Genomic DNA, 11,121 nt, shown 5'->3' with positions numbered 1-11,121 from the left:
GCAGTGCTGCCCGCTTCGTCGTCGCTGCGGAACCGTTTCGTTTCCGCTGTTTCGTTCGCTGCGTCAGCTGAGGAGGCGAACTATACCTGCGCCCTCACCCTCGGTCAACAGGTTTTTTGAGAAAAATGCAGGTTTTTTACGAGATGTCGCGCAAACGCCTGATAAGCAACAATATATGAATATGAAATTATTTATTTCCCGTCAGGACCGTCCTTAGGAAGGGCCGGCAGACCGTGTGTGCTTATGGCTTGAAATGCAAAAAGCTCCCTCGGAAGGGAGCTTTTTGCACAGATAGCCGGTTTTGCAACTTATCTATATAGAGAGATCAGCTGCGGTAGTCGGCATTGATGCGGACATACTCATAGGAGAAGTCGCAGGTCCACACCTTGGCGCAGGCCGCGCCGCGTCCCAACTCGACACGCACGGTGATCTCGCTCTGGTTCATCACCGCCTGGCCCTGTTCCTCGCGGTAGTCCGGATGGCGGCCGCCGTCGCAGGCCACCAGCACATCATCTAGATAGAGAGACAGTCGATCGACGTCGAGATCCGCCACGCCGGCATAGCCGATGGCCGCCAGCAGACGACCCAGATTCGGGTCCGATGCGAAGAAGGCCGTCTTCACCAACGGCGAGCGGGCGATGGCGTAGGCCACATCCTTGCACTCGGCCACCGAGCGGCCGCCGTTGACTTCGACGGTGATGAACTTGGTGGCGCCCTCGCCATCGCGCACGATGGCCTGCGCCAGTTCGATGGCCACGTCCAGCAGCGCCTGTTTCAACTGCAGGTAGGCCGGCTGTTCGACGGAGTCGATCAGCGCGGCTTCGCTCTTGCCGGTGGAAATCAGAATGAAGCTGTCGTTGGTAGAGGTGTCGCCATCGACGGTAATGCTATTAAAGGACTGGTCCGCCACTTCCTTGACCAGTTGATTCAACAGCGGGCGGGTGACGGCGGCATCGGTGGCCACGAAACCCAGCATGGTGGCCATATTCGGATGGATCATGCCCGATCCCTTGGCGATGCCGGTGATGGAGATTTTCTTGCCGTCGATTTCCAGCGTGCGGCTGGCCGCCTTGGCAATGGTATCGGTGGTCATGATGGCCTGGGCGGCCTCGGCCCAGTCGGCCTGGCGCAGCGTCGGCAACGCCTGGATGATCTTGTCGGCCGGCAGCGGCTCCAGGATGACGCCGGTGGAGAACGGCAACACCTGCTCCACTTGCAGCTGGTTTTGCTCCGCTACCGCCTGGCAGACAGCCAGCGCGCGGTTGTGGCCATCCACGCCGGTGCCGGCGTTGGCATTGCCGGTGTTCACTACCAGCGCGCGAATCTGCACTCCTGCGGCCAGATGCTGCTGGCACAGCCGCACCGGCGCCGCGCAGAATCGGTTGCGGGTGAACACGCCGGCCACGGTGTTGCCCTTGTCCAGACGGACCACCAGCACATCCTTGCGTCCCGGAGTCTTGATGCCGGCTTCGGCCACCAGCAGCTCGACGCCGGCAATCGCCGGCAACTGGCCGGCTTGCGGCGGATTCAGATTCACTGCCATGGAATTCTCCGAATTTACAAATATGCGACCAATTGTATAAGAATGTGGTCACGCATGGCGTAACAAAACGTCCAGCGCCGCTTGGGCTTTAGTCCTGCGCCGCGCGCAGGCAATCCAGCAGCGCGTCGCCATAGCGGGCCAGTTTCAGTTCGCCCAATCCATAGATGCGTTGCAAACCGGCCAAGCTATCAGGGCGCTTCTCCACCAGATCCCGCAAGGTGCGGTCGGAGAAGACGGCATAGGCCGGCACATTGTGTTCGTCGGCCACTTGGCGGCGCCAACGGCGCAGCGCCTGCCATAGCCGCTCCTCGCGTTCGGTACGCAGCCAGCGGTCGGCCGCGCCGCTGCCGCGCGACTTCTTCTCATCGGCCAGCGGCCGCAGATAGATGGTTTGCTCGCCCTTCAGCAGCGGTCGGCAGGCATCGGTCAGCACCAGAGACTGGCCGCGGGCGATGTCAACCTGCACCAGCTGGCGCGCCACCAATTGGCGAACAATGGAGCGCCACCAGCGCTGGTTCATGTCCTTGCCTATGCCATAGGTGCTGAGCTGATCGTGGCGGTGATGGCTGATGCTGGCATTCTGCCGACCCAGCAGCACGTCGATGACGTGCCCGGTGGGGAAGCGCTGACCCACTCTATAGATGCAGGACAGCAACTTGCGCACCGATTCGGTGGCGTCGTAAGTGATAGGCGGATGCAGACAGTTGTCGCAATGGCCGCAGGGGCGGCTTTGTTCGCCGAAGTGGGCCAGGATGTGCTGGCGGCGGCAGCCGGCGGTCTCGCAGAAGGCGAGCATCGCATCGAGCTTGGATAGCTCCACCTGTTTTTGCAGCTCGGCCATCTCGCCGCCTTCTATCATCTGCCGCAGCTGCACCACGTCGTTCAGGCCGTAGCACAGCCAGCTGGCCGACGGCAGGCCATCGCGGCCGGCGCGGCCGGATTCCTGGTAGAAGTTTTCCGGGCTTTTCGGCATGTCGATATGCGCGACGAAGCGCACGTCCGGCTTGTCGATGCCCATGCCGAAGGCGACGGTGGCCACCATCACGATGCCGTCCTCGCGCAGGAACAGCCGCTGGTTGGCCTCGCGCTCGGCATGGCTCATGCCGGCATGGTAGGCCAGCGCCTCGATGCCGTTTTCGCGCAGCCACTGCGCGGTATCTTCCACCCGCTTGCGCGACAGGCAATAGACGATGCCGGTGGCGCCCTGATGCTCATGGCGGATGAAGTCCAGCAACTGCTTTTTGGCGTTGTGCTTTTCCACCACCTGATAGAACAGATTGGGCCGGTCGAAGCTGGATAAAAACACCCGCGCCTCGGCCAGCTTCAAGTAATGGATGATGTCGAGCCGGGTCTGCTCGTCGGCGGTGGCGGTCAGCGCGATGCGCGGCACCTGGGGGAAGCGTTCGGCCAGCAGGCCCAGTTGCTGGTACTCCGGCCGGAAATCATGGCCCCAGTGGCTGACGCAGTGCGCCTCGTCGATGGCGAACAGCGCGATCTTCAGCTGGGACAGGAACTCCAGAAAACGCGGCGTCAGTAGCCGCTCCGGCGCCACATACAACAGGTCCAGCGTGCCGGCGCGCGCCTGGCGGGCGATGTCGCGCGCCTCGTCCGGCCCGGTGGCGGAATTCAGGCAGGCCGCCGCCACGCCCAATTCCTGCAACGTGGCCACTTGGTCCTGCATCAGCGCGATCAGCGGCGACACCACGATGGCCACGCCGTCGCGCAGCAGCGCCGGGATTTGATAGCAAAGGCTCTTGCCGCCGCCGGTGGGCATCAATACCAGGGCATGGCCGCCCTGCGCCACCTGATCGACGATCTCCAGCTGCTGGCCCCGGAATTCCGGATAGCCGAAAATATGATTAAGGATGGAGACTGCGTCGTGCATGCCGGAAGAAACGCCTTGCGGGAAAAGCGGTATTGTACGGCAAGCATCCGCCGCGGGGGACGATAGGCAAAAAAAGTGGCCGCCCGGGGAGGCGGCCATAAGTTGGATGGAGACAATGTGAAACGAAGAGGAAAAATGCTCTCGCACTGTGAAAGACTCCCCCTGCTCGAGTTAAGTTCCAAAATTTTTGAAAATTTCTGCCGCATCGCAGCGGCGGTTCCCCGCCGCCCCTCCGCCATGCGACACTTGCGGGAAATTCCGGAGACCCTGATATGCGTACCCAAATCGCCTCCCTGCTTGCCCTGATGCTGCTGGCCGGCTGCGCCGCCACGCCGCAGCAGTCCACCACGGCGTCCCAGACGGCGGCCAAGCCGGCCGCGCCCGCCACGCAGCCGGCCAGCGCCGACTGGCAGAACCTGGGCGTTTCGCCCAATGGCAACATCCTCAATGAGCTGGACCTGCTGTCGATCAAGCGCCAAGGCGCGCTGGCGACCTTCCGCGACCGCAAGACCATCTTTAATCTGAAAAAAGAAAACTTCCTGACCACGCCTCGGCACAAGGTATCGCTGAACACCTGGCAGATCGATTGCTCGCAACATACCTTCCGCTTGCTGGACATGACCTTGTTCGATGAAAACGGCCGGCAGATCGCCAGCTTCACCTATAATGACGCACAGATAAAATCCATGCCGGTTGTGCAGAATTCCGCCAGTTATCAACAAATGCTGCTGGTCTGCAAAGGGCAGCCCGGCTTCTGAGCCTGTCGCCGCACCGCTATCAACAGGAGTCAGTCATGACCATCCGACGCGTGGTATTCAATCAGAAAGGCGGCGTGGGCAAGTCCACCATCGCCGTCAACCTGGCCGCGGTGGCGGCCAGCCAGGGGCGCCGCGTGCTGCTGATCGACCTCGATCCGCAAGGCAACGCCAGCCAGTACTTGCTGGGAGAAGCCGCGGCGGTCGGCTCCCCCAGCGTGGCCGACCTGTTCCAGCAGATGCTCAATATCTCGCTGTTCGGCAAGGAGCCGCATGAATTCGTCCGCGGCACCGCCATCAGCAGCCTGTCGCTGCTGGCCTCGCACCCGGAGCTGGCCGAGCTGATGGGCAAGCTGGAATCGCGCTACAAGATGTTCAAGCTGAAGGAAGCGCTGGACCTGTTGGCACCGCATTACGACGAAATCTGGATCGACACCCCGCCGGCGCTGAACTTCTACACCCGCTCCGCGCTGATCGCGGCGGATCGCTGCCTGATCCCGTTCGACTGCGACGCCTTCTCCCGCCACGCCCTGTACAATCTGAAAGCCAGCGCCGACGAGATCCGCGCCGATCACAACCCGGCGCTGTTCATCGAAGGCATCGTGGTCAACCAGTTCCAGCCGCGCGCCAGCCTGCCGGTCAAACTAGTGGACGAATTGAAAGCCGAAGGCCTGCCGGTGCTGGCCTCGCCGCTGTCGGCCTCGGTCAAAATCCGCGAATCGCACCAGGCCGCGCGCCCCATGATCTTCCTGGACCCGCGCCACAAACTGTCGCGCGAATTCGAGGCGCTGTATCAAGAACTAAGCGAACGCTGACGGGGCTAATATGCCGCGGTTGAACCGCCTCTCCACGCTGCTGCTGGGCATCGCGCTAAGCGCGGCGCTGCTGCTGACTGAATACTGGCTGCTGCTGGAGCACGACCGCAACGAGCGTCAACAGCAACAGCAGCACTGGGGCTCGCTGGCCACCGGCCTGGTGGTGCTGCAGCTGGGCGATGCGCTGGAACACTCGCGCATCATGGCGCAACAACTGATAAACGGCGACCCAGCGCATGCCTTTCAGCAACTTGCCCGCCGCGTCGCGCGCGACGATAGCGCGTTTGCCGGCATCGGCACCGTGGTCTTGGTGGAGCAGAACCAGCGCGAGGCCTTTGAGAACCGCATCGCCACCGGCATACGCTATCTGCAAAACCAACACCTGGTGCCCAGTCCGGCGCAAATGCAGTATTACCCGGTGGCCAGTTATCTGCCGGACGATGCCAACGCCTTGCCGCAAGGCCTGGACCTGAGCCACCAGGGCGACACCAAGTGGCTGCTCGATTTGGCGCGCCGCAGCGATCTGCCCATGCTGCTTCCCAGCCAGGGAGCCGGTTCCGGCAGCCATCGGCTGGATATCGTCACGCGGCTGGGCGACGACCACACGCTGCTGCTGCTGAATCTGCGCCAGGAGCGGCTGACTCAGCCCATGGGCGACGCCTTGGTCGCCGACAACCCCTTGCACCATGTGCGGCTGCTGGTCTGGAGCAAGAATCAGCCGGACATTCCCCTGCTGGACTCGCAACCAGGCAAGGCCATTCCTTCCGATGCGCCGAGCTTCTCGCGGCGCAGCACGGTGGGCGGCAACGAGCTGTTGCTGGGCGCTTACGCGCTTGAGCCGATTCACCCGATGCTGCCGCCCTCCGCCTGGACCATGCTGGGCTCCTCCGCCGGCATCCTGGCGCTGCTGCTGTTGCTGCAGCAGCGCCAACTGCGGCAGAACCAGCGCTTGCATGGCCAGTTGCAGCTACAGCAGCAACAGCTGGAGCAGAACACGCGCAGCCTGAACGAGCAAATCAATGACCGCGTCCAGTCGGAACAGGCGCTGGCGCAGAGCGAGGCGCGCCAGCGCGCCATTCTGCAAGCCAGCTCGGACGCCATCATTCTGATCGACCGCGGCGGGCACATCCTGCAGGCCAACCCTGCTGCGGCCGGCTTGGTGGAACAGAGCGCGACCTCGCTGGAGCACCTGCCGGTAGGCGTGCTGTTTCCGGAGCTGTACAGCCACCATCCCAATCAAGCCTTCGAACAAACCGCCCTGGAGCACGAGGGCCGGCCATTCGAAGCCAGCCTGCTGCGCAGCGATGGCCAGTTGCTGCCTGTTGAGCTATCGCTAAGCCGCGTGGTGATGCCGGACGACTGGTTCTATGTCACCGTCTGCCGCGACATTACGGTGCGCAAACAGCAGGAAGAAGCGCTGATCCGCCTGAAAAACAGCCTGGCCGAACAGGTAGAAGTGCAGAGCCGGCAACTATCGGCGCTGCTGGATGCCAGCCCGCTGGCGATGGCCTATATCGTCGATCGCCACCTGCGCCAGGTCAACAACGCCTTTCTGGAGCTGTTCCAGCAGCAGGGCCGCAACGTGATCGGCCAGCCGACCCTGCCCTATTTTGAAAATCCGGATCAATGGGAGCGTACTGGCAAGGCGCTGTACAGCCTGCTCAACGACGGCAAGGTGGTGCAGATCGAAGTGCGGCTGCGCACCGGCAAGGGCAAGCTGTTCTGGTGCCGGCTGCACGGCAAGGCGGTTAATCCATCGGTGCCCAAGCTCGGCACCATCTGGGTATACCAGGACATTTCGGCACAGCGCTCGGTGGAAGACACGCTGCGGCGGGCCAAGGTGCTGGCCGAGGAAACCAGCCGCGCCAAGACCGAATTCCTCGCCAATATGTCGCATGAGCTGCGCACGCCGCTGCACGCCATCCTCGGCTTCACCGAAATGGGACAGCTGCGCGCGCGCAGCCTGGACGACGGCAAGCTGGAACAGTACTTCGGCCGCATCAATGCCAGCGGCAACCGCCTGCTGACGCTGCTGAACGACTTGTTGGACATGGCCAAGATGGAAGTCGGCCGCATGGACTATTCGATCAGCCGCAACAACCTCAGCCAGTGCTTGCGCGACGCCTGCGATGAAATCACCCCGCTGGCCAGCCGCAGCCAGATCCGTCTGCAGCTGGAGTGCGTTCCCGAGTTGCTGGTCGCCGACATCGACCCCTTCCGTATCGGCCAAGTGATACGCAACCTGCTGTCCAACGCCGTCAAATTCAGTCCGGTTGGAGCCGATATTCATGTGCGCGCCAAATTGATCGAGCAGGAAGGCCGGGAATGGGCCATTGTCAGTGTAGAAGATGCCGGTCCGGGCATTCCGGAAAAGGAACTGGAAACCATATTCGACAAGTTCATCCAGAGCAGCACCACCAAAACCGGCGCCGGCGGCACCGGTCTGGGGCTGGCGATAAGCCGTGAGATCATCCATGCCCATCACGGACAGATCCGCGCGCAGAATCGGCCGGATGGCGGCGCCGTATTTACATTCTGCATCCCGCGGCAGTTTCAGCGGAACCTAGAGGAGGGACTCCCTGATGCCTCATAAACTCTTGCTCGTTGACGACGAGCCGTTCAACCTTGAGTTGATGTCCGAGCTGCTGCAGGATGCTGGCTACGAAACCCAGTTGGCGGAAAACGGCGAGGTGGCCTGGGACATCCTGCAACGCGACGGCGAACAATTCTCCACCATCCTGCTGGACAAGATGATGCCGGGCATGAGCGGTTTCGACGTGCTCAAAAAGATCAAGGCCGAGCCCAGGCTGGAGTTTCTGCCCGTCATCATGCAAACGGCGATGGGCGCCGCCTCCAGCGTGCAGGAAGGCCTGGCGGCCGGCGCGTTCTACTATCTGACCAAGCCGTTCTCGCGCGACATGCTGCTGGCCATCGTCGGCGCGGCGGTGGGCCACTGGGACCGCTACGCGCATTTCCGCGAGCTGGCCAATCTGCATGTCGATGCGCTGCGCCATCTGCAAAGCGCCCGCTTCCGCTGCCGCACCCACCGCGAAGCGCAGGCGATCACCGCCTTGCTGGCCAAAACCAGCCGCCAGCCGGAACGCGTGGCCACCGGCCTGTTCGAGCTGCTGGTCAACGCCATCGAGCACGGCAACCTGGGCATCAGCTACGAAGAGAAAAGCCAGCTGATTGCCGCCGGCACCTGGGAAAATGAACTGGAAAACCGGCTGCAGGCCCCGGAATACAGCGACCGCCAAGTCGCTTTGGAATTCGACCACCAAGGCCATCAGCTGCAGTTCACCATTGAGGACATGGGGGATGGCTTCGACTGGGCGTACTATCAAAACGCCGAACCGGCCTCGCTGATGACCTGCCACGGCCGCGGCATTCTGATCGCCCGCAAGCTGTCGTTCGACAGCCTGCGCTACGAAGGCAACGGCAACCGCGTGATCGCCGTGGTCAATCAGACGTGAGCGGCTGGGCCGCGCAATCGCCGCGCGCCCGCCAATAGCGAGCCTGCTGCAAGCGAAGGCATTGCCAGTCCACCGCATCCGCCAATTCGAGGGTCAAGGCGCCGTCCAGATCGGTACGCAGCAGCGCGATGCCCTGCTGCCGCAGACGATGCAGCACAGTCGGATGCGGATGGCGATAACGATTCATATAGCCGGCGCTGACCACGGCCAACTGCGGTCGGACCGCCTTCAGCCAAACCTCGCTGCTTGAGGTTCTGCTGCCATGGTGGCCTGCAATCAGCACCGTGCTGCGCAAGCGCTCTCCATAATGCGCGACCAGCGCCTCCTCCACCAGCGCCGGCGCATCGCCGCTGACCAGCAGCGCATGCTTCGCGCCAGCCACCCGCAACACGCAGCTATGCGCGTTGTCCTCCGTCGGCTGCATATCCGGCAATGGCGCCAGCACCTCGAAGCGCACGCCATCCCAGGTCCATGCATCGCCCTGCCGGCAAGGCCCGGCCGGCCAGGCGCGCAGCGTTTGCGGCTGCCCCGCCAGCAAACGCCGCACCGGCATCTCCCGCAACACGCCTTCCGCCGCGCCGTCATGATCCGCATCGTGATGCGATAACAGCAAGGCATCCAGCGATGCCACCCCCAAGCCGCGCAACTGCGGCAGCACCACCCGCCCGGCATCGCCGGCGCCGGTATCGAACAACAGCGCATGCTGCGCGGTCTGCACCAGCATGGACAGCCCCTGTCCGACATCCAGCACCGTCACCCGGAAGGCCCCCTCCTCCGGCCCTGCCGGACGATAAACCAGCGCGGGCAGCAACAAGAAGCCGGCCAAACCCCTGCCCGGCACGCCACGCGGCGCAATCAGCCAGACGCTGCCGATCCCGGCCAAAACCAGCAAGGGCCATGGCGGGCCGGCAACATGCCAGGCCGGCCCTCGCGCCAGCCAATCCACGCCCCAGTAAAACCCATGAACCAAGAATCCAGCCAAGGGCAGCAAACCATCCCAGGGCAACAACACCGCCAAGAGCGCGACGGGCGTCAACAGCAAGGACACATAGGGAATCGCCAGCGCATTGGCCAAGGGCGAGACCAGGGGAAACCCGCCAAACCAAGCCGCCAACGGCACCAGGCTGGCGACTGCCGCCGACCACTGGCCGCCTAGCGCGGCGCGCCAGGCCGCAGCCGGTCGTCTGCGCGCCCACGATCCGAACATCAGGGCGGCGACCAGGCCAAACGACAACCACAATCCCGGCGCCAATACGGCGAACGGGTCGATCAGCAACACCAGCGCCAAGGCCAGCCACCAGGCCTGAAACGGCGATAGCTGGCGGCGCAGCAACAGGCAGCCGCCGCCGACCAGCAGCATGAACAAAGTGCGCTGCGTTGGCACCGAGAACCCCGCCAGCAGCGCGTAGCCCGCCGCCACCAGCCAGGCGACCGCCGCCGTGGCCACCCGCGGCGATCTGAACATGGGCCAGCGCCGCAGCAGCCAAGAAGCCACCCAGGCGGCCAAACCGGCCAACATGGTGATATGCAGACCGGAAATGGAAACGATATGGGTCAGCCCGGTGGCGGAGAACAAGCGCCAGTCCTCCCGCGCCACCCGCTGCTGGGCGCCGACGGTCAGCGCGGCCACCAACGCCGACTCACGCCCGACGCCCAGCACGCTCTCGATCCGCCCCACCTGCGCGGCGCGCCAGCCATCGACCCATGCCATCGCATCCGCGCGGTCCGCCAGGCGAAACCGTTCCTTGCCGGCCGAACCGCTGGCCAGCAACCCTTCCGACCACAGCCATTGTTCCGCATCGAAGCCAAACGGGTTGGCGCTACCGCGCCGCGGCTTGAAGCGGGCGGACAGCCTCCAGCGGCTGCCAGGCGGCCAAACCTGATTTCGGTAATCGAATATCTGCACCTTGGGCGGCAACGAGGCGCCGGACGTCAACACGCGCTCCACCTCCAGCGTTAACCGCACGCCAAACTCGCCCGGGTCCGGCAAGCCCCGCACCGTGCCGATGAACTCCACCGGCTTTTTCGCCCATTCGGCCGCCAGCTCCTGACTCATTCGCTGCTGCGCGCGCCAGTCGGCATAAGCCAGCCCCAGCGTCAATGCTAAGAGAAAGACGGTGTACGGCCGCCAACGCGGGATCGCCCGCCACATCAGCCCCGCCGCACCCGCGACAATCCCGGCCAGCGCGCTGGCAGCCGGCAATTCGGACAGGAAAGCGCAAGCCACAATCCCAGCAGCCCACCCCATCAGTAACGGCATGCCCGTCCCCTAGACATGGCTCCATCCACGCCCAAGCGCGGGGCATCCCCCGCCACCGCGCAATCTCCATCCGTCCTGCGCTACGCCTTGAACTGTGGTTGAAAATGCTTAAGTGGAACTACTTATCATAAATTATGACAATGACGATTGAATTCGCGTCCCCATGGGCTAAACCTATGTCAACGATGGATGTTTCTCCCTTGCCGGCAATTCCGCCGACAGGATCATCGACGAAGGAGCAAACGTGGACGCTTATATCGGCACCATTATCCCCTTTGGTTTTGACTATCCGCCGATTGACTGGGCGCAATGCCAGGGTCAGACGCTGCAGGTCAGCCAGAATCAGGCGCTGTATGCCGTCATTGGCAATTATTACGGTGGCACCCCCCC

Annotated in this window: 8 protein-coding genes; 5 read left to right on the top strand and 3 right to left on the bottom strand. The window is 63.3% G+C overall.

Annotated features, from left to right (window positions below):
* Positions 1 to 325: 325 nt before the first annotated feature.
* Positions 326 to 1,543 (bottom strand): bifunctional glutamate N-acetyltransferase/amino-acid acetyltransferase ArgJ, encoded by a 1,218-nt coding sequence (gene argJ, locus C2134_RS11630; RefSeq protein ID WP_103320216.1) that lies wholly within the window; start codon positions 1,541 to 1,543, stop codon positions 326 to 328.
* An 88-nt stretch (positions 1,544 to 1,631) separates the two neighbouring features.
* Positions 1,632 to 3,428 carry a DNA helicase RecQ gene (gene recQ / locus C2134_RS11625; protein WP_103320214.1) on the bottom strand — a complete coding sequence of 599 codons (1,797 nt, stop codon included), beginning with the start codon at positions 3,426 to 3,428 and terminating at the stop codon, positions 1,632 to 1,634.
* A gap of 272 nt (positions 3,429 to 3,700) precedes the next feature.
* On the opposite strand from recQ, the gene C2134_RS11620 reads away from it, so the two are divergent.
* Genes C2134_RS11620 through C2134_RS11605 form a run of 4 tightly spaced genes read left to right on the top strand, consistent with a single transcriptional unit; the run spans position 3,701 to position 8,471 of the window.
* Positions 3,701 to 4,186, top strand: a complete 486-nt coding sequence (locus tag C2134_RS11620; RefSeq protein WP_103320213.1) for a surface-adhesin E family protein — start codon at positions 3,701 to 3,703, stop codon at positions 4,184 to 4,186.
* 35 nt (positions 4,187 to 4,221) lie between these two features.
* A complete protein-coding gene (locus tag C2134_RS11615; RefSeq protein WP_103320211.1) occupies positions 4,222 to 4,998 on the top strand; it encodes a ParA family protein in 777 nt (258 codons plus the stop codon).
* Positions 4,999 to 5,008: 10 nt separating this feature from the next.
* Positions 5,009 to 7,591, top strand: a complete 2,583-nt coding sequence (locus tag C2134_RS11610) for an ATP-binding protein (RefSeq protein WP_103320209.1) — start codon at positions 5,009 to 5,011, stop codon at positions 7,589 to 7,591.
* Positions 7,581 to 8,471 carry an ATP-binding response regulator gene (locus tag C2134_RS11605; RefSeq protein ID WP_103320208.1) on the top strand — a complete coding sequence of 297 codons (891 nt, stop codon included), beginning with the start codon at positions 7,581 to 7,583 and terminating at the stop codon, positions 8,469 to 8,471. The genes C2134_RS11610 and C2134_RS11605 overlap by 11 nt, the downstream gene beginning before the upstream one ends.
* On the opposite strand, the gene C2134_RS11600 is transcribed toward C2134_RS11605, so the two are convergent.
* Positions 8,458 to 10,731, bottom strand: a complete 2,274-nt coding sequence (locus C2134_RS11600; RefSeq protein ID WP_103320206.1) for a DNA internalization-related competence protein ComEC/Rec2 — start codon at positions 10,729 to 10,731, stop codon at positions 8,458 to 8,460. The two genes, C2134_RS11605 and C2134_RS11600, sit on opposite strands and share 14 nt — an antisense overlap.
* A 244-nt stretch (positions 10,732 to 10,975) precedes the next feature.
* On the opposite strand from C2134_RS11600, the gene C2134_RS22070 reads away from it, so the two are divergent.
* Positions 10,976 to 11,121 (top strand): phage tail protein (locus C2134_RS22070; RefSeq protein ID WP_146042145.1); only part of this gene is annotated, 146 nt, incomplete at its 3' end.

Origin of the sequence: Chromobacterium sinusclupearum (assembly GCF_002902845.1) — a bacterium.
Classification (GTDB): domain Bacteria; phylum Pseudomonadota; class Gammaproteobacteria; order Burkholderiales; family Chromobacteriaceae; genus Chromobacterium; species Chromobacterium sinusclupearum.
This window is presented reverse-complemented; position numbering and strand designations above follow the sequence as displayed.

Bases quoted from the DNA above. Each gene is read 5' to 3' on its own strand.
- argJ (WP_103320216.1), bottom strand. From the start codon at position 1,543: ATGGCAGTGAATCTGAATCCGCCGCAAGCCGGCCAGTTGCCGGCGATT.
- recQ (WP_103320214.1), bottom strand. From the start codon at position 3,428: ATGCACGACGCAGTCTCCATCCTTAATCATATTTTCGGCTATCCGGAA.
- C2134_RS11620 (WP_103320213.1), top strand. From the start codon at position 3,701: ATGCGTACCCAAATCGCCTCCCTGCTTGCCCTGATGCTGCTGGCCGGC.
- C2134_RS11615 (WP_103320211.1), top strand. From the start codon at position 4,222: ATGACCATCCGACGCGTGGTATTCAATCAGAAAGGCGGCGTGGGCAAG.
- C2134_RS11610 (WP_103320209.1), top strand. From the start codon at position 5,009: ATGCCGCGGTTGAACCGCCTCTCCACGCTGCTGCTGGGCATCGCGCTA.
- C2134_RS11605 (WP_103320208.1), top strand. From the start codon at position 7,581: ATGCCTCATAAACTCTTGCTCGTTGACGACGAGCCGTTCAACCTTGAG.
- C2134_RS11600 (WP_103320206.1), bottom strand. From the start codon at position 10,731: ATGCCGTTACTGATGGGGTGGGCTGCTGGGATTGTGGCTTGCGCTTTC.